The sequence below is a fragment of the Devosia marina genome (genome assembly GCF_009758415.1).
In the GTDB taxonomy this organism is placed as follows: domain Bacteria; phylum Pseudomonadota; class Alphaproteobacteria; order Rhizobiales; family Devosiaceae; genus Devosia; species Devosia marina.
This window is the reverse complement of sequence record NZ_WQRF01000006.1, coordinates 75,034-95,135: the sequence shown is the minus strand read 5'-3', so window position 1 is coordinate 95,135 and position 20,102 is coordinate 75,034. Positions and strand designations below refer to the sequence as shown.

Annotated in this window: 17 protein-coding genes; 5 read left to right on the top strand and 12 right to left on the bottom strand. The window is 62.4% G+C overall.

What is annotated here, in order from left to right; translation table 11 throughout:
* Positions 1-7: 7 nt before the first annotated feature.
* The gene (gene ileS / locus GO014_RS15645) at positions 8-2,932 is read right to left on the bottom strand and encodes an isoleucine--tRNA ligase (RefSeq protein ID WP_157291226.1); all 2,925 of its coding nucleotides are present in this window, start codon (positions 2,930-2,932) and stop codon (positions 8-10) included.
* A 381-nt stretch (positions 2,933-3,313) separates the two neighbouring features.
* Between ileS and GO014_RS15640 the strand changes: the two genes are divergently transcribed.
* Entirely contained in the window at positions 3,314-4,315 is a 1,002-nt protein-coding gene (locus GO014_RS15640) for a helix-turn-helix transcriptional regulator (protein WP_157291225.1), read from the top strand.
* Here the strand turns inward: GO014_RS15640 and GO014_RS15635 are convergent.
* Together GO014_RS15635 and GO014_RS15630 are read right to left on the bottom strand one after the other, a co-directional pair.
* Positions 4,312-5,286 carry a bifunctional riboflavin kinase/FAD synthetase gene (locus GO014_RS15635; protein WP_210252468.1) on the bottom strand — a complete coding sequence of 325 codons (975 nt, stop codon included), beginning with the start codon at positions 5,284-5,286 and terminating at the stop codon, positions 4,312-4,314. The two genes, GO014_RS15640 and GO014_RS15635, sit on opposite strands and share 4 nt — an antisense overlap.
* Positions 5,287-5,294: 8 nt before the next feature.
* Entirely contained in the window at positions 5,295-6,161 is an 867-nt protein-coding gene (locus GO014_RS15630; protein ID WP_116589330.1) for a TIGR01459 family HAD-type hydrolase, read from the bottom strand.
* Positions 6,162-6,387: 226 nt separating this feature from the next.
* Here GO014_RS15630 and GO014_RS15625 point away from each other — a divergent pair, with 226 nt between their 5' ends.
* Positions 6,388-8,832 carry a methyl-accepting chemotaxis protein gene (locus tag GO014_RS15625; protein ID WP_179952991.1) on the top strand — a complete coding sequence of 815 codons (2,445 nt, stop codon included), beginning with the start codon at positions 6,388-6,390 and terminating at the stop codon, positions 8,830-8,832.
* 15 nt (positions 8,833-8,847) lie between these two features.
* Here GO014_RS15625 and GO014_RS15620 read toward each other — a convergent pair whose 3' ends face one another.
* Both GO014_RS15620 and GO014_RS15615 read right to left on the bottom strand, forming a co-directional pair.
* Positions 8,848-10,104, bottom strand: coding sequence for an EAL domain-containing protein (locus GO014_RS15620; RefSeq protein WP_179952990.1), 1,257 nt, complete (start codon positions 10,102-10,104; stop codon positions 8,848-8,850).
* Positions 10,105-10,215: 111 nt separating this feature from the next.
* A complete protein-coding gene (locus GO014_RS15615) occupies positions 10,216-11,436 on the bottom strand; it encodes an ROK family transcriptional regulator (RefSeq protein ID WP_157291221.1) in 1,221 nt (406 codons plus the stop codon).
* Positions 11,437-11,557: 121 nt separating this feature from the next.
* Between GO014_RS15615 and GO014_RS15610 the strand changes: the two genes are divergently transcribed.
* On the top strand, positions 11,558-12,985 hold the full coding sequence (locus tag GO014_RS15610; protein WP_157291220.1) for a sigma-54-dependent transcriptional regulator: 1,428 nt from the start codon (positions 11,558-11,560) through the stop codon (positions 12,983-12,985).
* Here the strand turns inward: GO014_RS15610 and GO014_RS15605 are convergent.
* The 4 genes from GO014_RS15605 to GO014_RS15590 all read right to left on the bottom strand — a co-directional run bounded on the left by GO014_RS15605 (position 12,982) and on the right by GO014_RS15590 (position 15,229).
* A complete protein-coding gene (locus GO014_RS15605; protein ID WP_157291219.1) occupies positions 12,982-13,362 on the bottom strand; it encodes a hypothetical protein in 381 nt (126 codons plus the stop codon). The two genes, GO014_RS15610 and GO014_RS15605, sit on opposite strands and share 4 nt — an antisense overlap.
* A 267-nt stretch (positions 13,363-13,629) precedes the next feature.
* Entirely contained in the window at positions 13,630-14,598 is a 969-nt protein-coding gene (locus tag GO014_RS15600; protein WP_157291218.1) for a DMT family transporter, read from the bottom strand.
* A gap of 18 nt (positions 14,599-14,616) precedes the next feature.
* The gene (locus tag GO014_RS15595) at positions 14,617-14,808 is read right to left on the bottom strand and encodes a hypothetical protein (RefSeq protein ID WP_157291217.1); all 192 of its coding nucleotides are present in this window, start codon (positions 14,806-14,808) and stop codon (positions 14,617-14,619) included.
* Positions 14,809-14,869: 61 nt separating this feature from the next.
* Positions 14,870-15,229, bottom strand: a complete 360-nt coding sequence (locus tag GO014_RS15590; RefSeq protein WP_116589338.1) for a DUF427 domain-containing protein — start codon at positions 15,227-15,229, stop codon at positions 14,870-14,872.
* 197 nt (positions 15,230-15,426) lie between these two features.
* Between GO014_RS15590 and GO014_RS15585 the strand changes: the two genes are divergently transcribed.
* On the top strand, positions 15,427-15,717 hold the full coding sequence (locus GO014_RS15585) for a co-chaperone GroES (protein WP_104891883.1): 291 nt from the start codon (positions 15,427-15,429) through the stop codon (positions 15,715-15,717).
* Positions 15,718-15,776: 59 nt separating this feature from the next.
* Positions 15,777-17,420, top strand: a complete 1,644-nt coding sequence (gene groL / locus GO014_RS15580; RefSeq protein WP_157291216.1) for a chaperonin GroEL — start codon at positions 15,777-15,779, stop codon at positions 17,418-17,420.
* Between the two features lie 484 nt (positions 17,421-17,904).
* Here the strand turns inward: groL and GO014_RS15575 are convergent, their stop codons facing one another.
* The 3 genes from GO014_RS15575 to GO014_RS15565 form a co-directional block, all read right to left on the bottom strand.
* A complete protein-coding gene (locus GO014_RS15575; protein ID WP_157291215.1) occupies positions 17,905-18,654 on the bottom strand; it encodes a TSUP family transporter in 750 nt (249 codons plus the stop codon).
* Positions 18,655-18,668: 14 nt separating this feature from the next.
* A complete protein-coding gene (locus GO014_RS15570; RefSeq protein WP_210252467.1) occupies positions 18,669-19,880 on the bottom strand; it encodes a glycosyltransferase family 2 protein in 1,212 nt (403 codons plus the stop codon).
* Between the two features lie 63 nt (positions 19,881-19,943).
* Positions 19,944-20,102: a hypothetical protein gene (locus GO014_RS15565; protein ID WP_157291214.1), complete on the bottom strand. Its 159-nt coding sequence runs from the start codon at positions 20,100-20,102 to the stop codon at positions 19,944-19,946.

The window sequence follows — 20,102 nt, the reverse complement described above, 5'->3', positions numbered from 1 at the left end:
CCAAAGGTCAAAAGCCCGCGGCAGCGCGTTCGCGCAGCGCCTGGGCGTCGCGCGGCGAGACATCAGGATAGTCCGGGTCGGTGCCGACTTCGGGCAGCACCTTCCAGGAGCGGGCGCAGCGCTTGCCCTCGGCCAGGGCCGGCATCACGGAGACGCCCGACACGTCATCGAGGCGGAAGGCCTCGCCGGGGCCTTCGTTCTGCTTGATTTCGACGGCCGAGGTGATGGCGATTTCGGCCAGATCCTGGCCTTCGAGCGCAACCACATAGCGGGCGTCGGCGATGAACACCTTTGGTGCGGCTTCGAGCGAGGAGCCGATGCGCTTTTCGCGCCGTTCGATCTCGAGCGCGCCGGTGACGACGCGGCGGACAGCACGGATGAGCTGCCATTTTGTCGCCAACTCATTGTCCAGCCAGGACTGCGGAATGTCAGGGAACTGACGCAGGTGGACCGAGGCGCCCTCCTCCGGGTGCCGCTCGAGCCAGCATTCTTCCATGGTGAAGACCAGGATCGGCGCAAGCCAGGCGGTGAGCGCGTTGAACAGGTGGTCGAGCACGGTCAGCGCCGAGCGGCGCTTGATCGAGGAAATCGGATCGCAATAGAGCGTGTCCTTGCGAACATCGAAGTAGAACGCCGAAAGCTCGATATTCATGAAGTTGGTGAGCAGCGTCACCACCTTACGGTAGTCATATTCGTTATAGGCTGTGCGGACGCCGGTATCGAGCTGGGCCAGGCGATGCAGCATCAGCCGTTCAAGCTCGGGCATGTCCTTGGGGTCGACGACGTCGTCTTTCCTGAAATGGGCCAGATTGCCGAGCAGCCAGCGCAGGGAGTTCCTCAGCTTGCGATAGCTGTCGACCGTGGTCTGGATGATCTCCTTGCCCAGGCGCAGATCTTCCGAATAGTCGGACGAGGCGACCCAGAGCCGGAGGATATCGGCGCCGAACTGCTTGATGATGTCCTGCGGGGCAACGGTATTGCCCAGCGATTTGCTCATCTTGCGGCCTTCCCCATCCATGGTGAAACCATGGGTGAGGACGCTGTCATAGGGCGCGTGGCCATTGGTGGCGCAGCTTTCGAGCAGGGACGAATGGAACCAGCCGCGGTGCTGGTCCGAACCCTCGAGATACATTGAGGCCGGGAATTTCAGATGCGGCCATTTCTGCTTGTTGCGCAGCACGAATGAGTGGGTCGAGCCCGAGTCGAACCAGACGTCGAGCACATCGCGGACCATCTCGTAGTCCTCGACCTTGTAGTCGGCACCGAGATAGCGTTCGGCAGCCCCGGGCTTGTACCAGGCGTCGGCGCCTTCTTCCTCGAAGGACTGGGCGATGCGGTGATTGACCGTTTCGTCGCGGAGGATTTCGCCGCTCTGCTTGTGTACGAAAACCGTAATCGGCACGCCCCAGGCGCGCTGGCGCGACAGTACCCAGTCGGGACGATCGGCGATCATGGCGCGCAGACGGTTCTGACCGGTAGCAGGGTAGAATTTCGTCGCGTCGATGGCGGCGAGGGCGCGGGCGCGCAGGGTGTCGCCCGCCTCCCCTTCAATGTCCTTGTCCATATAGACAAACCACTGCGGGGTATTGCGGAAGATCACCGGCTTCTTGGAGCGCCAGGAATGGGGATATTGGTGTTTTACGCGGCCGCGGGCGATGATGTTGCCGTGCTCGGCGAGCGCCGTGATGACGCGTTGATTGGCGTCGCCCTTCTTGCCATTGTCGTCGATGACACGGGCGCCGTCGAAGCCGGGGGCATCCTTGGTGTAGAAGCCGCCATCGTCGACGCAGTACGGGATCTTCGGATCGATGCCGCGCTCGTTGAGCAAGCGGGTCGACTCCATCCAGATGCCAAAGTCATCGAGACCATGGCCGGGCGCGGTGTGCACGAAGCCGGTACCGGCATCATCGGTGACGTGTTCGCCGTCGAGCAGGGGAACGTCGAAGGTGTAACCGCCAGCGAAGCCGCGCAGGGGATGGGCTGCGGTGATCGCAGCGAGTTCCTCAGCCGTGACAGTTGCGCGCTTTTCGTAGCCGGTAACCTTGGCCTTGGCGAAAACTTCGGCGGCGAGCTTGTCGGCCAATATCAGCTTGTCGCCGACCTTGGCCCAGTTTTCGGCCGGCGCCTCGGTGACCTCGTAGAGACCGTATTCGATACGTGACGAGAAGCTGATGGCGCGGTTGGCCGGGATGGTCCAGGGCGTGGTGGTCCAGATCACGACGGAGGCGCCAAGATGCGAACCGGCAGTGACCGGGAACTTCACCCAGATGGTGTCACTCTCGTGGTCGGCATATTCGATTTCGGCTTCGGCCAGCGCGGTGCGCTCGACCACAGACCACATCACGGGCTTACTGCCGCGATAGAGCTGGCCGCTCATCGAGACCTTCATCAGTTCGCGGGCGATCTGGGCTTCGGCGTCAAAGCTCATGGTGAGATAGGGGTTGTCCCATTCCCCCAGGATGCCGAGGCGCTTGAATTCCTCGCGCTGGATATCGACCCATTGCTCGGCAAAGGTGCGGCATTCCTGGCGGAATTCGACCACCGGAACCTCGTTCTTGTCCTTGCCCTTGGCGCGGTACTGCTCCTCGATCTTCCATTCGATGGGCAGGCCGTGACAATCCCAGCCCGGCACATAGGCCGAGTTGAACCCCGCCATCTGCTTGGAGCGGGAGATCATGTCCTTGAGCGTCTTGTTCAGCGCATGGCCGATATGGATGTTGCCATTGGCGTATGGGGGGCCGTCATGCAGGGTGAAGAGCGGCCGGTCCTTGGCCTGTTCGCGCTGCAGGGCGTAAATGTCCATGTCTTCCCAGCGCTTGAGCCATTCGGGCTCGCGCTGGGGGAGACCAGCGCGCATCGGGAAATTAGTTTCCGGCAGGAAGAGCGTGGCCGAATAGTCTTTTTCGGTCGCGCTGGGTGCGGTGTCGTTCATGGATCGGCAATCGGTTTGGAAGATTTCGCGCGCCTTTTAGCAAGGCATGGCGCATGGGGCAAAGACTGATTTTTCTCGACCTGATGCACAACAGCGCGACGCCCGCACGGAGCAGTGGCTCGACACCGCTGAAAGGGTATAAATCAGGGTCAGTCGAAGGGGTATCGCGGTGTAAGTAGCGCCGTCAACAAGAACGCTCCCCTCCCTGCTTTAACCATTTGTTGACGATACTACACTGGCGCGTACAATCATGTGCTATAGCTAAGAACTATTCTACGACAAGGTCCTCGATCAACATCAGGCGCGCGCGTGGATTTACATGAGCGACTACGCGGTGAATTGCAGGCAACGGCTGTGTCGGACGCGGCATGGCAAGAGTTCTTGCTGAAATTAACCGACCTGATGGGCGCCCGTGAATGTGTGTTTGGCGGAGGGCAAGGCGGGCGCACCAACGAACTCTTTGCACCGCATTCGGATCCGGATTACGTGACCCGGTATCTCGATGTCTATCACCAGCAAAATGACATCATGCGCGCGGTGGCAGACCAGGGCGCGGGAGCGATCACGCTGGCAGATGACTTGCCCGAAATTTCCGATTTCAGACGCAGCGATTTCTACCATCTCTATTGTGTGCCGCAGAAGTTCATCCACGCGCTGGCCCTCAATCTGGCCTGCAGCACAGGGTGGTATGGTACGCTGGTGATCAATACGAGCAGCGAAATAACCGGAACCCAGATCGAGCAATTGCGGGCTTTGGCCCCCGATTTGCAAGCTGCAGTGGAGCGGTGGAGATGGCTGGCACAACTGCAAGTGGCCAATCGCATGACCCTGAGCACGCTGGACCTGGCCGGTCAGGGCGCCATGTTGCTCGATAGGTCCGGGCGCGTACTGGATTGCAATGACACGGCCCAGTCCATGCTGGCTGATGGACGCTTATTGCTCCGCGACGGACAGATTGGCTGCGCCGAAACGGAGAGCCATCAAACGCTGGTGAGCCTGATCGCCCACTGCCTCGCACAGCCGGATCAGGGTGGCGGGCGGGCACAGTTGTCCGGAAGTGACGGGGACATGATAGTCCAGTGCGTTCCGTTCTTGGCCGAGATGCACTATGCCGCGCCGCAGCGTCCATCCGCCATACTGATGATCACCGACCCCAGACACCGGATACGCCAACGCCTGCGGGGGCTGACCCAGCGTTTCGGCCTGACGCGCGCTGAAATCGAGCTGGCGCTGGCGGTGTTGGAGACCGGCAACCGCAAGGCCGCAGCCCAGATGCGCGGAGTGTCGGACGCAACGGCACGCGCGCAATTGACCAGCATATTCGACAAGACCGGGGTGCGCCGGCAGACCGAGCTGGTGCGTCTTTTGATGTATGATGGCTAGGCGAAGAAGCCCAGCTTTTCATCGACCGGGCTGACTGGCGTGGCATTGGCGAGCAGGTCACGAGCCTTGCTGGCATCACGATCCATGGCTGCCATCAATTCGTCGAGACCGGAAAAGACTTCCTGCCCGCGGATGTGCCCGACCAGGGCGACGGCCAGGGTCTGCCCGTAAATATCCTCGTCGAAGTCGAACAGATGCGTCTCGAAGGGCGGCAATTGATTGTCGAACATGGGCTTGCCATAGGCCGCCACGCCGTCGAGCAGCCGGTCGCCAAGGCGCGCCCGGACGGCATAGACGCCCTGGGCAAGCTGGAACCCGGCCGGGGTCATGGTGTTGGCGGTGGGAAAGCCCAGCTCCCTGCCCCGCTGGTCACCCTTGACCACGCAGCCTTCGAAAAACCAGTGATAACCCAGAAGCCGATTGGCGGCGGTCACCGCGCCTTCGGACAGCGCGGCGCGAATGCGCGAGGACGAAATGGGTTCATCGCTCTCGTCCATCAGGTCCAGAATTTCGACATCAAAGCCCAGGCGCTCGCCCGCCGCCCGCAGAAAGGCCGGGGTGCCGCGGCGCTGGCGGCCGAAATGGAAGTCGGCGCCAACGATCACGCTGCGGACACCGAGCTGTTCTACAAGCATGGTTTCGACAAACACTTCCGCCTCGTTCTGCGAAAAGGCCTTGTCGAAAGGCAGGATGATGATGCCGTCGAGCCCCATGGCCTGGGCCAGGCGCGCCTTGGCGTCACCCTGGGTCAGGCGGAACATGAAGGGCGATGGCGCGAAAACATCTCGCGGGTGCGGTTCGAAGGTCAGCATAAGGGCCGGAACATCAGCCGCCTCGGCGCGGGCGCGCAAGGCCGCCACGATGGATTGATGGCCACGATGCAGGCCGTCGAAATTGCCGATCGCCACACAGGCGCCACGCAGATTCTCAGGAAGATCGGCGAGGCTGGAAAGGCGCGTGAAGCCGGTCACTTCAGTCCTCACCATGAAAGGCGCGGCAGATAGCCTGCGACGCGGGCGCGGCTGGGCGCGATCAGATCGGCGATGGCCTGCGGATCGGGCTTGCCGAAGGCGTCGAGTTCGGCGGCGTGGATGGACCCGGTGATGAACAGCAGATCAATATCGAACTGGGCTGCGCCAGCCGCATCGGTGCGCACACTGTCGCCAATGGCCAGGACGCGGGATTTGTCCAGCGTGCCGCCGGCGGCCTTTTCGGCCAGGGCAAAGGCCTGTTCGTAAATCGGCGGATAGGGCTTGCCGGCCATGTGCACCATACCGCCCATCGCCGAATAGAGGTCGCCCAGCGCGCCGCCGCAATAGATGATCTTGTCGCCATGTTCGACCACGCGATCAGGATTGGCGCAGATCATGGGTAGTCTGCGGCTGAGCCAGAGCTTGGCCCGCTCGCGATACATTTCGGGGGTATCGTCATCGGTGTCGAGATCGGTCACCACGACGACCTCGGCCTCCTCAGCGCCAGTGCGGCGCAGGTCGAGCCCTTCATAGAGCGCGTCGTCCTCGGTCGGTGGGCCGACATGGTGGATGGCTTTGCCGCGATATTTCTCGATCATGGCGCGGGTCGAATCGCCCGAAGAAACAATGGCGTCATAAGCGTCGCGCGGCACGCCGAGACGGTCGAGCATGGCGACAATCGGCGCGGATGGACGCGGTGCATTGGTGATCAAAACTGCCCTGCCCCCAGCCCGGCGGAATGCCCGCAGCGCCTCGACCGCCTCTGGAAAGGCCGAGACCCCATTATGGATCACACCCCAGACATCACTCAGTACCGCGTCATAGCGGCCAGAGAGTTCTGAAAGTCCGGAAATGGTTGGCAGGGGCGCAGTCATGGGTTGCCTTGGCTGGTGTGGCACATGGGGTCCTATGTGGCAGTTTGCGGCGCAGGATCAAGCAAAAAGCAGATATGGCAGCACTGTGACAGACGCAGACTCGCTTCGTTAACCACTGGTTTTCTATGATTTGCCAACGATCTGGACGCGGATGGAGGGGCCGCAACCGGACAGATGTCATTCGGTGCACGATACAGTCAGGTACGACCCTTCGATGTTCAGCAAAATGAAACTCTCGCTCCGCCTGCCGATCCTGGTCATCGGTATTGCCATGGCGACCGGGGCAGGCCTGGGAATTGCAGCCTATTTCAGCGGCGATGCCATTGTCACGAGCCAGGCCCAGCAACGCCTCAATTCAGCGGCAGACAACGCGACGGCTGCGCTGGACGCCTATCTTTCGGAGGTGCGGCAGGACCTGACACTGTTCGCCGGCCGCAAGGATGTGGCTGCAGCGATCTATTCGTTCACCGGTGCCGTGCACTCGCTCAAGAGCCAGGGCGAGCCGGCCGATCTGCTGCAAAACGCCTATGTGGCGAACAATCCGCACCCGGAAGGTGAGCGCCTGTTGCTCGACACCTCGGAAAAGCTCTCGGTCTATGACCAGATCCACCGCGCTCAGCACAATGAATTCCGCAATTTGCTGCAGACGCGCGGCTATTACGATGTGTTCCTGTTCGACCTGAATGGCACCAATGTCTATTCGGTGCAGAAGGAGGCCGATTTCGGCACCAGCTTTGGCGAGGATGGTGGACCCTGGGCAGACTCGGATCTGGGCAAGGTGGTGCGTGCCGCCATGGTGGGTAATCCCGGCGATGTGTTCCTGACCGATTTTGCCCCCTATGGGCCGAGCAACGGCGTGCCGGCCAGCTTTATCGCCGCACCGGTTTATGATCAGGGCCTGCAGGCAGGCGTGCTGGCCTATCAGATGCCGCTGGGACGGATCAGCGAAGTGCTGGCCCGCACCAAAGGTCTGGGCGAGAGCGGACATGTGTATCTGGTGGGTCAGGACGGGCTGGTGCGCAACGACCCGCCCGAGACCGAGGCCGATGAGGCCTTCAACCTGACGCTGGAGGGTCCTGTGGTTCTTGCCGCGCTGGAAGGCACGCCTGGGATTGGGACGCTGTCCGATTTCGACGGTGTCTCGCATGTTGCTGCGGCGCGGCCGCTCTCTTTCGGTGGATCGGACTGGGCCGTTGTGGCGCTGGAGAACACCGCGGAAATCCTGGCTCCGTCGGCAGGCCTGCGCAACACAATGATCCTGATCGGCGCGGTGTTGCTGGCGCTGTCAGCAGGGTGCAGCGTGTTGATCGCGCGGACCATTACCCGCCCGGTTGCGAAACTGACCAATGTGATGAGCGAGATTGCCGGCAATCATTTCGATGCAGTCGTGCCGGGACTGAAACGTGCTGACGAGCTGGGCGACATGGCCAAGGCGGTGGAAGTGTTCCGTCAGAACGGGCTGCGCATCGCCGAACTGCGCGCCAGTGAAGATAGCCTCAACGAGGAGCGCGCCGACCAGGCCCTGCGCATGCAGCAACTGCAGGCCGATATCGACCGCGTTGTCGGCGCGGCCATCGAGGGCGACTTCACGCTTCGGGCCCATACCGACTTGTCCGACCCTGACCTCAAGCAGCTGGCGAGCAATGTCAACGAGCTGCTATCAACCGTTGATCGCGGCATCGGGGAAACGGGCGAGGTGCTGGCGGCGCTGGCCAAGGCCGATCTCAGCCTGCGGGTGACCGGCACCTATAAGGGCGCCTTCGACAGGCTCAAGACCGATACCAATGGGGTGGCAGAGCAGCTGGGTGAGATCATCAGCCAATTGCGCGACACCTCGGGCGCGCTCAAGACCGCCACGGGCGAAATCCTCTCGGGCGCGAACGATCTCTCCGAACGGACGACGCGGCAGGCCGCCACCATTGAGGAAACATCGGCCACCATGGAGCAATTGCGCGATACCGTGGCGCAGAACGCCGTGGAAGCCGCCAATGCCAGCAAGCAGGCCCGTACCGTGTCGAGCGAGGCCGAGGCCAGCGGCACCGTAATGGGCCAGGCCAACAGCGCCATGGAACGCATCACCCAGTCTTCGGCCAAGATTTCCAACATTATCGGGCTGATCGACGATATCGCCTTCCAGACCAACCTGCTGGCGCTGAACGCCTCGGTAGAAGCCGCAAGGGCTGGCGAGGCGGGCAAGGGCTTTGCCGTGGTCGCCGTGGAAGTGCGGCGCCTGGCGCAGAGTGCTGCCGAAGCCTCTTCAGAGGTCAAGGTCTTGATCGAACAGAGCGCCAATGAGGTTCAGGGCGGCTCGAAGCTGGTGGCGGAGGCCGCAGAGCGCCTGCTTGCCGTACAAGGCGGGATCAGCGCCAATGCCAGCCTGCTCGAGGGCATGGCGCGGGCCAGCCGCGAACAGGCTTCGGCCATTGAAGAGGTCAATGTCGCGGTGCGTCAGCTCGATGAGATGACCCAGCACAATGCGGCCCTGGTGGAAGAAACCAATGCCGCGATCGAACAGACCGAAGTCCAGGCGGCCGAACTTGACCGGGTGATCGGCACATTCACGCTGGGGCGCAGCGGCCAAGAGGCGAGCCTTGTTGCCGATCCCGAGCCAATCGGTGCACGCAGGCTGTCGGGAGGACTAAAGCGGGCCGTCGGTGGCTTCGGCGGCTAAACGGTTGGCAGGGCCTTACAGCTCCGCCCGGCGCAGAGGCTGGGCGGAGGCACGGCCGGGCTCAAGGACCAGATCGCTGCGGACCGGACCGGCCGCCGCGATATGGTCGCCCTGCACCTGCAGGATGTCGTTGTCGAGCAGTTCCACGATCTGCCGTTCGCTGGTGATGCCGGTCGCCAATAGCGAGACTTCGAAGCGCGCCATGTAATTGGCGATATCGGAGATGTGGAAATCGGTGAACCTGTCCGGTCTTTCGATGAAGCTGGCGGCGTCGACACGCATGGACCGAACACCAAGCGCGGCGGCATCGGCCAGATCGATGCGCAATGATTTCATGCGGGCAATGGAGAACCCGGCGCCCTTGCGCGCAATCTGCTCCACCATTGCGCGTTCGCGTGTGGTCAATTCCAGCCAGTCGCTCTCGCTCACCAGAAACGTCAAGGCGTCGGCAATGGCGCGATTGGCATCGAGCGTCGCCAGCAATTGCTCGGCTGACGCCTCGTCACCAAGGCTGGCCCGCGACAGCGGGATATGCAAAACGGCCGGCCGCCCGCCTGTGCGCGAGCGACGGGCAATTGCCACCGCCTCAACCAGCCCGGTCCTCTCGATGAGCCGGACAATGTCCTTGCCGCCGCGACGTGGCATGAAGTCGGGCGCGTCAGCCAGTTCGCCATCCTCAAGCATCAGCCTGGGCACCAGGTCGTAGCCAATTGCGCGGCGCTGCGGCAGGCGCACAATCGGCCGGATATGGTGGACGAGGCGGTTTTCCTCGAGGGCCTGGCGCAGGACTTCGAGCGGAATGACCGGCTCGGGGTCCGGCACGACGATTGGCGCAGCTGGGGCAGGCGGAGGCGCGGCAATCATCCGCGCATCGGCCGGGCGGGTGTCAGCAGGGCGCGCGGCATTGACCTTGGCCAGCTTGTCCTCGACTTCCGCCACTGCCTCTGCCACCTGACGAATGACCGTGCCGAGCACGGAAATATCGGCCTCGACCGTTTCCAGACGCTGGCCCGGATTGAGATCGGCAATGGCATTTATACGCTGCCCCAGAACGGCGCCGGCCTGGGCATCGGTCGAGAGCAGCCTGGACAAGTCCTCGATGGCCCGTTCAAGACGATTTTCTGCGCGTTGGCGCAGCACACGCTCCATCAACACGACACAGGCGCAGCCGAACACCACTGCGACAAGAATCGCATTGGCCGGGGTGAAGGTGAGACCAAAATAGGCCAATGCCCCCAATCCGGCTGCGGATAGCGCAATGAACGAATACACAAGTGCCTGCACGGCGGACCTGAAACCCCTTGTCATTCGCCGGGATTCGGCCTGTTTTACTTAGCACCCCCGACACTTGGGAAAAAGCACCGCAAATGCGCTCTCCCCGGCCTATTTGTCCTGTGCAGGGTCAAACAACTCCCAGGCGCGCGAAAAATGCCGCCGGAACAGCAGCAATTGCGCCGCCCCGAATGCTGCAGCCGAGGGACCGCCCAGACCCGTCGTCAGCCGTGGCCGATGGGCGAGCAGGACCGGAAACTGGGCAAGATGGGCGCTGGTGGATTCAACAAGGCGCGACAGGACCGATTCAGGCAGATCGCCGTTGAGCGCAACGATATCTACCTCGGTCATTGCTGCCGTGCTCAGGATGGCTTGTGCGAGAGCATGGCCAGCATCGTCGAGCCATTGCGTCACGACCGGAGCCAGTCCGGCCCAGTCCCATTTGCGGGGCGATCCGACTGGCGCGGCATGACCGGCATCGATAGCCTTCAGGACAAGGGCGTGGAGTGAGGCGGTCAGGTGCAGATAGGCGGGTTTGCCTGCCCGGTCGTGGACGACGAGAGCGCCCAGGTCGGCGCCGTTTCCATAGGGCCCTTCAACAAGCGTGCCCTCGGAGACGACGCCGCCGCCGACAAAGGTCCCGACAAAAAAGCTCGCCAGGCCTTTGGGACGTGGCGTCGGGTGCGCGGTGATCTCGCGCCACGCCGCAGCGCTGCCATCATTGACCCAAAGCGCGGGCAGGCCGGTTTCTTCTGCCAGGCGCGGCCCCACATCGACCTTTGCCCAGGCGTCGATAGCACAAGGGGGCGCACCGATATGGGCGAGCAAGGGGCCAAAATTGCCTGGCGAGGTCACCCCGATGCCTGCGACGCGCCTGCGCTGGTCATTGGACAGGCCAACGAGCAGCGTTTCGACGTCGGCAGCGATTTCGGCGAAAATGGTCTCGGGATCGGGAAAGTTATGGCAGCGCCGCGTGGCGGCGATGGGCTGGCCGGCAATATTCTGGAGCAGGATCTCGACGTGCTGCCAGCCGATTTCCACCCCTATCGAATACCCGCCCTGCGGGTTGAGGCGGTATGGGGTCGCAGGCTGGCCGCGCCGCCCGCGCAGCACCTCGCCCCGAATGATGAGGTCGCGTGATTCGAGATCGGTCAGGATGCGCGCCGTGGTCTGAGGGCCAAGCCCGGAGCGGCGCGCAATATCGGCGTTGGAAACGCCGGGAACCCCCGCAATCAGGGTCAGAACCGCGCGTTCATTGGCCAGCCGCACCCCCGATTGGGTGATGCCGCGCACGATCGGTTCGAACACATCCTGATCTGGCAAGTCACGCATGGCGCAGAGATAAACGCTGTTTGGCTGGCAGGTGCAAGAACGGAATATTTACCCTAATCGACAACAATTGGACGAACGACAAGAACGGTCCGGTTGCGGACGGAGCAAGGTATATAGCGGCATGACGAAGACGAGCGGAAGCGACAATGTGCTGTGCGGCCGGCTTCTGCTGATCGACCACGATGCCGCATGCGCGCGCCAGACCAGCGCCGAATTGACCGAGGCCCTGCTGGTTGCTCCACAGATAACCCATGCCGGTACCGGCCGCGAGGCGGCGGACCATCTGCGAAAATTGCGGTATGACGTCATCATCTGCGAACTGGCCAGCCTGGGCGATCTGGCCGCCAATGTGGAAGATGCCATGAGCCGCCTGGTGCGCCTGGCCAATGGGGCGCTGATCCTGGCCGTGGCCGATAGCGGTTCGGTGAGCGCGGCGCTGGGCGCCATGCGTGCCGGCGCGCACGATTATCTCGCCAAGCCTGCCGGAGGCAGTACACTGGCCGGACGACTGGCCGAACTGGCGCAGCGGCATGGCCGGCCGCGCTCGCTGGGTGTGGAAGTCACCCCCGAGCCTGAAATCTCCGATTATGCCGGCTTTGTCGGCGCGTCCAGCGCCATGCAGTTTCTCTACGAGCAGATCGGCCGGGTGGCCGCCTCTGCGGCGCCGGTTTTCATCACCGGGGAAAGCGGCACCGGCAAGGATGTCTGTGCCGAGGCGCTGCACAGCCGGGGCCCGCGGGCCGGCAACCGGTTCGTGGCGATCAATTGCGCAGCCATCCCCCGCGACCTGATGGAAAGCGAATTGTTCGGCGTGGTGCGTGGCGCCTTTACCGGCGCGCATGAAGACCGCAAGGGCGCCGCCGAGTTGGCCGATGGCGGCACGCTGTTTCTCGATGAAGTGGGCGAACTCGACCTGTCGCTGCAATCCAAGCTGCTGCGGTTCCTGCAGAGCGGCTGCCTTTCGCGCGTTGGCGAGACGGCGGCCCGCAAGGTAGATGTGCGGGTGATCTGCGCCACCAATCGCAATCCCATGCAGATGATTGCCGACCGGCAGTTCCGCGAAGATCTGTTCTATCGCCTGCATGTGCTGCCGATACATCTGCCCCCGCTGCGGCAGCGTCCAAGCGACATCATGCTGCTGACCCGACATTTTCTCGCGCGCTATGCCCAGGAGGAGCACAAGAGCTTCTCGGACGTCACCCCGGACGCCGCGCAGCGGCTGACGGCGGCGGACTGGCCGGGCAATGTGCGCCAATTGCAGAATCTGGTGCGCCGGCTGGTCGTGATGTTCGATGGTGGCCAGATCACCACGGACATGATCGAGGCAGCCGACATCGAGTCGCGGGTCTCCACGCCTGCCCCGGTCGAGGCGCCCCGCTGCGAAAAGCGCACAGTGCTGCCCATGTGGCAGCAGGAACAACGCATTATCGAGGAAGCCATTGCCACTTTCGGAGGCAATATTTCCATGGCCGCGGCGGCGCTGGAAATCAGTCCTTCGACAATCTATCGCAAGCGCCAGAGCTGGTCGGAACTGGCGGCGGCCGGCTAGGACAGCGCAACGATCAGGGTCAGCCCCAACAACACGGTGATTAAAGGCGTCATGGTGAGGCGTTCGGGCAGGCTGCGTGAAATCGCGTTCATCACCACTCCCAGCGCCAGATAAGCCAGAATGATCCAGCTGGCGGGCATGATCCAGCTCATATCCGGCCATGACGCGAGAAGCCCGGCTCGCATCATCAGGATAAGCGCAAACAGCCCGTAGAGCACAATGGCCACTGCACTGCCGATGCGCAAGCGACGTGGCAGGACGCGATGCTGACCGCCCCAGGCAAAATGTCCCAGGGGTGCGCCTACGATGAGCGCAGCCTGAAAGATGGCCAGAGCGCCCATCAGGACCGTAAAGATGATTGCCGCCGCTTGTGCCATGCTGCCCCAGTGTAACGTGAACAAGTTCGATGCAACCCGCCGCAGCACAGGAGCATTATTCACCTGAAAACAGAGGTGAATTCAAGTGCTTACCATCGCCCAAAAACGCAGAAGAGCCAAGAGGCTCAAGACAGGCGTAGCGGCAGCTCTCGCAATCGCCGTGCTCACACCAAAGCTGGACAACGTCCAATGGCCCGAGATCGGTTTCCCATTGGTTGCGACGGCGGTAGCCGCGCCATCTAACTAACGCTACGATATCGAGGCGTTTTAGGGCGTGTTGGCCTGGCGCGACTTGGCGCGATCCAGGCCCAGATAGCGCTCGCGCAGGATGACGGCAATGCCCGAGGCGACAATGATCAGGGCCCCGACCAGCATGGCCGCGGTGGGCACATCGGCGAAGATGACGAAGCCGATGATGATGGTGAGGAGCAGCGAGACATATTCGAAGGGCGCAATGACCGACATGTCGGCATAGCGATAGCACGAGGTCAGCAGGAGCTGGCCAATGCCGCCAAAGAACCCTGCTCCGACCAGCAATGCGGCCTGTTCGGGCGTGGGCCAGACCCAGCCGAAGGGGATGGTGAACAGGCTGATGACGCTGGCGCTGATGAAGAAATAGGTGACGATTGCCTCGGTGCGCTCGGTCTGGACCAGGGTGCGCACCTGCAGCATGGCGAAGGCAGACAGGACAGCGGCACAGAGCGCGGCAATCGCGCCGATGGATTGAGCATCGCCCATCGGCGTTTCGCCGGAGAATACCGTCAAGCGCGGCCAGAGAATGACCAATACGCCTGCCAGCCCCACCAGGACGGTGGTCCAGCGGAAGACATGCACGCTTTCGCGCAGCAGAACTGCCGATAGAATGACGATGATCAGTGGGGCTGCGTAGCCGATAGCCGTTGCTTCGGGCAGCGGCAGGCGGGTGAGCGCAAAAAAGCCCAGGCTCATGGACGACACGCCGATCAGACCGCGCAGGATGTGTCCCAGCGGCCTTTTGGTCTGGAAAGCGCGCGCCAGATTACCCTTCCAGGCCAAATAACCCAAGACGGGCAGCAGGGCGAAGAAGGAGCGGAAAAACACCATCTGTCCCGAAGGAATGGTGAGCGTGGCCTTGAGCATGGTCGCCATGACCACGAAGCAGCAGACCGACGCGATTTTGAGCGCGATACCACGCAGCGGGCCGCCCAAATCGCGTTTGGCGGTCGCGGCGGCAGGCTCGACAGGTGGCGCGGTCAATTAGGTCCTGTCCGGGGCCTACTTGCCCGCAGCTTCCAGCTTTTCCTTGGCGATGCGGGCGGTGGCAAAGGCCTTGTGCTCAGGGCCGACGGCGCTGCCGGTCTTGAGGACCGCGCCAGAGGCGTCCTGGACCTCCCAATGCCAATTGGTGTTGGCCCCAACGCCGCCGGTGCGGCGCAGTTTGATCTGCAAAGAGGATTGTTCGGTCATGGGTGTGCTTATGGCCCAGACTTGTATCGGGGGGAAGGGGGAATATGCAGCTTTGCGCGGGTCAGACCTGGGTCACGCGGACCGATATGCGTTTCCCGCCGAAAGTGAGCATGTCGCGGATCGGCGCGTAGTCGCCCTCTGCATAGGGATAGTACCAGGCCTCATCGGCGCCGTTGGCTGTCAATGTCTTGATGGTATAGAAGTGCGCCTCACCCGGGCCGGCATCGGTGCGTTTGGTATCGGATGCCTCCAGAATGCCGGGATGAACGTCATCGAGCGGCACGAAAATCTGAGAGTCCATGCCGCCGCGTTCAAGCCGCAAGGCCTTGGTTGAGCTGACGATCTCGGCATCGTCGAAAGAGATGTGCACCCGCCCCTCCACCGGGACAATTTTGGGCGTCGATTGGGTCGTCTGGGCCATGTGAATCACCTTGTACTGGACGATGTCTCGGATTTGTCGTGCTGGCTTGCTAACGCATGAGTGAAAACTTCGGTTCACGCGCCTTGACTCTGGACCGGCTCGATCCCTATATCCCCGTCAGCCTGTTAGCACTCACTCAATGCGAGTGCTAACAGGTCCGAAATTGCATTCAGAAATGATGCCAAGAGGAACAAAACATGGGCTTCCGTCCCCTGCATGACCGCGTGGTCGTCCGTCGCGTCGACAGTGAAGAAAAGACCAAAGGCGGGATCATCATCCCCGACACCGCCAAGGAAAAGCCCTCTGAGGGCGTGATCGTATCCGTGGGCCCCGGCGCCCGCGACGAGAGCGGCAAGGTTGTCGCCCTCGACGTCAAGGCCGGTGATCGTGTGCTGTTCGGCAAGTGGAGCGGTACCGAGGTCAAGCTCAACGGCGAAGACCTGATCATCATGAAGGAAAGCGACATCATGGGCGTGATCGAAGCCTGATCCGGCTTCTCTCGTCTTTTTGTCGTTCCCACTCAACAGATATTCTCAAGGAGCCATAAATGGCCGCCAAGGAAGTCAAATTCTCGACCGACGCCCGCGATAAGATGCTGCGCGGCGTCAACGTCCTCGCCAATGCGGTGAAGGTCACGCTCGGCCCCAAGGGTCGTAACGTCGTTATCGAAAAGTCGTTCGGCGCTCCGCGCATCACCAAGGACGGCGTGACCGTCGCCAAGGAAATCGAACTGGAAGACAAGTTCGAGAACCTGGGCGCGCAGCTGCTGCGTTCGGTCGCTTCCAAGACCAACGATGTTGCCGGTGACGGCACCACCACCGCGACCGTCCTGGGTCAGGCCATTGTCGTCGAGGGCGTCAAGGCCGTCGCTGCCGGCTTCAACCCGATGGACCTGAAGCGCGGTATCGATCTGGCCGTCTCCGATGTGATCGAGAGCCTCAAGGGCTCGGCCAAGGGCATCACCTCGTCCTCCGAAGTGGCTCAGGTCGGCACCATTTCCGCCAATGGTGAGACCTCCATCGGTGACATGATCGCCGAAGCCATGCAGAAGGTCGGCAATGAGGGTGTGATCACCGTCGAGGAAGCCAAGACCGCCGAAACCGAACTCGATGTCGTTGAAGGCATGCAGTTCGACCGTGGTTACCTGTCGCCCTATTTCGTGACCAACACGGAAAAGATGACGGCAACCCTGGAAGACCCGTACATCCTGCTGCACGAAAAGAAGCTCTCCAACCTGCAGGCCATCCTGCCGATCCTGGAAGCTGTCGTTCAGTCCCAGCGCCCGCTGCTGATCATTGCAGAAGACGTCGATGGCGAGGCTCTGCCGACCCTGGTCGTGAACCGTCTGCGTGCCGGCCTCAAGGTTGCTGCCGTCAAGGCCCCGGGCTTTGGTGACCGCCGCAAGGCCATGCTGGAAGACATCGCTGTCCTCACCGGCGGCCAGGTAATCTCCGAAGATCTCGGCATCAAGCTTGAGAACGTGACCCTGGACATGCTCGGCACTGCCAAGCGCGTCGAGATCACCAAGGAAAACACCACCATCGTCGATGGCGCCGGCACAGCCGACGACATCCAGGCTCGTGTTGGCCAGATCAAGGCACAGATCGAGGAAACCACCTCGGACTACGACCGTGAGAAGCTGCAGGAACGCCTGGCCAAGCTCGCCGGTGGCGTTGCCGTGATCCGCGTTGGTGGCTCGACCGAAGTGGAAGTCAAGGAACGCAAGGACCGCGTCGATGACGCGCTCAACGCGACCCGCGCCGCTGTTGAAGAAGGCATCGTGCCAGGTGGTGGCGTTGCACTGCTGCGCGCATCGGCCAACATCAAGTCCAAGGGCGCCAATGCCGATCAGGACGCCGGTATCGCAATCGTGCGCCGTGCCCTGCAGGCACCGGTTCGCACCATTGCCAACAATGCCGGTGCCGAAGGCTCGGTCGTTGTGGACAAGATCCTGGAGAACTCGGAGATCTCGTTCGGCTACAACGCCGCGACCGGTGAGTATGGTGATCTGGTTGTTCTGGGCGTTATCGACCCGGTCAAGGTGGTTCGCACCGCCCTTGAAGACGCCGCTTCGGTTGCTTCGCTGCTGATCACCACCGAGGCCATCATCGTCGAGGCTCCCAAGCCTGACGCTCCGGCAATGCCGGGCGGCGGCGGCGGCATGGGCGGCATGGGCGGCATGGATTTCTAATCCAGCCGACCCCGACAAGCTTCGAGGTTCGTCTCTTCCCAGTCACGAACTTCGTGGAAAGCCCCGGTGGAAACACCGGGGCTTTTTCGTCTTCCGGATACTGCCGCGCCGGCCAACGTTTCTGAAGGCCTGGTACGCGGCTCAAGACCACTTATCCCCGCGGCCTGTCGCCGATGCATAATGCTCGCATCACTCCCGCGCGGACGGACTGCAGCGAACTTTGCGGGGGGAGCCGGTTGGGTTCTGGGTCGCTCCAGGGCCTGCCTGCTGGTCGGGCCACCTTGCGACGAGCGATCAATAGGGGCCGCGACAGCAGGAGAAACCCGGCGTCCCGAGGCGGCGACGTCTCTATTTACTTAGTTTTACTGAGACGCACGCGCCTCGGGATACGTCCACTCCAAGCGAAGCCGATGGCCTGCGGGCCGATCGGGGTCTTGTCTTGCACTATGATTTCCCACACCCCAGCGATCTGGCAATCGCCGTCTCACGGAAAGAACAACAACTTGATGGCCATGGCGATGGACACCACCACGACCAGCGGCCGGATGACCCTGGCGCCATAGCGAATGCCGGTGCGGGCGCCGATATAGCCGCCGACGATCTGGCCGATGGCCATGACCAGCACGACCGGCCAGACGACATGGCCCTGCGGGATGAAGATGGCCAGCGCGGCCAGGTTCGAGATGAAGTTCAGCGCTTTGGTATTGCCGGTGGCGCGGGTGAGGCCCAGACCGAATAGCAGCACAAAGCCAATGGTGAAAAAGGACCCGGTGCCGGGGCCGAAGACGCCGTCGTAGAAGCCGATGGCGAAGCCCAGAATGGGCACGAAAGGTCCAAAAGGTAGTCGTGCCGCCTTGTCTGCGTCAGACAGTTTTGGCGCGAACAGGAAGTAGAGGGCAATCGCGATCAAAGCTACGGGCACGGCGATGTCGAGCAGCCCGGTATCGAGCTGGCTCACCGTAAGGGCGCCGAGAAAACTGCCGGCGAAAGTCAGGGCAACCGCCGGTACCAGATTGCGAAAATCCACAAAGCCGCGTCGCCAATAGGTCAGGACCGCCATAGCGGTGCCGACCACCGACTGCATCTTGTTGGTCGCCAGTGCGGCAACGGGCGGCAGGCCGGCAGAGAGCAGCGCCGGCACGGTCAGCATGCCGCCGCCCCCGGCGATGGCATCGACGAAACCGGCGAGCAGGCCGACGCCCATAAGGGCCAGAAGGATAAGTGGATCAAGCATTTGGAGGATCAAACCTAGTCGGTGCGGCGGCGGAATTGATCGTCAGGAATGACTTGATCGGCCAGGCGGCGCTCGTAGATGGGAATGTTGATCATGGAGGACATGAAGGCGCTCATCATCAATTGGAAGCCGGTGACCAATGCGGTCATGGCCAGGATGAGGGCCCGGAGGGTTGCAGTGGAGCTCAATGGACCGAAATCGCGCTTGGCCCATTCCCAGGTGCCCCAGCCCATGGCTGCGAGCCCGCCAGCCATCAGCAGGATGGCCAGCAGCAGCAAGCGCTCGAGGGTCAGGCTTTCGAGGACGCGGTCATAGACGCCCGAGCGAGGAATAAAGCCGTAGCGTGAGGCAAAGCGACGGCCAATGATGGCAAAAGCGATAGATTGGGTGCCCATGATGACGCAGAGCGCCGCCACCAGGAGGCTGTGCACGCTCAGGGTGACCGTACCGATCCGCAAGGGACCGCCGGCGAGCAAGGAGCCAAAGACCAGCCCGACGATCAGCAGGAACAGGCCGGGATAGAGAAACAGCCAGCGCGGCGAAAACAGCAGCAGGAAACGCAGATGGCGCCAGCCATCGCGGAACGCGCGCAGATGCGGCTGGCGGGAGCGGCCATCGGGCCGGAGCGCAGTGGGAACTTCGCGGATATCCAGGTGGGACAGGGTCGCCTTGACCACCATTTCAGAGGCGAATTCCATGCCGGTGGTGCGCAGGTTCAGACCGGCAATGGCGTCGCGGGAAAAACCGCGCAAGCCGCAATGGAAATCGTGTACCGGGGTCTTGAAGAACAGGCGCCCCACAAAGCTGAGCAAGGGATTACCGATATAGCGGTGGTGCCAGGGCATGGCGCCGGGAGCGATGCCGCCGGCAAAGCGATTGCCCATGACCAGATCGGCACCAGTGCGCAGCTCGCTCACAAATGCATCGAGATTGGCAAAGTCGTAGCTGTCGTCGGCGTCACCCATGATGACGAATTTGCCCCGTGCAGCAGCAATGCCAGAGGCAAGGGCCGCGCCGTAGCCGCGCTGCTCGGCATTGACCAGACGGGCGCCGCTGGCTTCGGCAATGGCCTGGGAGCCGTCGGTCGAGCCATTGTCAGCAATCAGCACTTCGCCGGCGACGCCGGAGCGTGCAAGGTAATCCCTGGCCTTTTCGATGCAGGTGGCCAGCGTCTCTGCCTCGTTGAGGCAGGGCATCAGGATAGTCAGTTCAAGTGCGTCGGCCACCGCGCCCCCCGCCGGACCCCTATGACGTTGTGCCGTGATTTGGGCTGCGGCGGCAATCGCATTTCAGTCGCCGTCTCCCGCGCTGCCGCTGTCCGCATCATCTGCAGCATCGTTGGGCTGTGCGGCGTCCTGGTTTTCGGCTGTCGGCCGCTGCGCCAGACCGGCATAGACGATCATGCCGACGCCGCAGACAACCAGGAGCATGACAAAGGCCAGTTCCAT

Bases quoted from the DNA above. Each gene is read 5' to 3' on its own strand.
- GO014_RS15590 (WP_116589338.1), bottom strand. From the start codon at position 15,229: ATGGCCCAGACGACCCAATCGACGCCCAAAATTGTCCCGGTGGAGGGG.
- GO014_RS15610 (WP_157291220.1), top strand. From the start codon at position 11,558: ATGACGAAGACGAGCGGAAGCGACAATGTGCTGTGCGGCCGGCTTCTG.
- GO014_RS15630 (WP_116589330.1), bottom strand. From the start codon at position 6,161: ATGACTGCGCCCCTGCCAACCATTTCCGGACTTTCAGAACTCTCTGGC.
- groL (WP_157291216.1), top strand. From the start codon at position 15,777: ATGGCCGCCAAGGAAGTCAAATTCTCGACCGACGCCCGCGATAAGATG.
- GO014_RS15575 (WP_157291215.1), bottom strand. From the start codon at position 18,654: ATGCTTGATCCACTTATCCTTCTGGCCCTTATGGGCGTCGGCCTGCTC.
- GO014_RS15615 (WP_157291221.1), bottom strand. From the start codon at position 11,436: ATGCGTGACTTGCCAGATCAGGATGTGTTCGAACCGATCGTGCGCGGC.
- GO014_RS15585 (WP_104891883.1), top strand. From the start codon at position 15,427: ATGGGCTTCCGTCCCCTGCATGACCGCGTGGTCGTCCGTCGCGTCGAC.
- GO014_RS15595 (WP_157291217.1), bottom strand. From the start codon at position 14,808: ATGACCGAACAATCCTCTTTGCAGATCAAACTGCGCCGCACCGGCGGC.
- GO014_RS15565 (WP_157291214.1), bottom strand. From the start codon at position 20,102: ATGGAACTGGCCTTTGTCATGCTCCTGGTTGTCTGCGGCGTCGGCATG.
- ileS (WP_157291226.1), bottom strand. From the start codon at position 2,932: ATGAACGACACCGCACCCAGCGCGACCGAAAAAGACTATTCGGCCACG.
- GO014_RS15625 (WP_179952991.1), top strand. From the start codon at position 6,388: ATGAAACTCTCGCTCCGCCTGCCGATCCTGGTCATCGGTATTGCCATG.
- GO014_RS15605 (WP_157291219.1), bottom strand. From the start codon at position 13,362: ATGGCACAAGCGGCGGCAATCATCTTTACGGTCCTGATGGGCGCTCTG.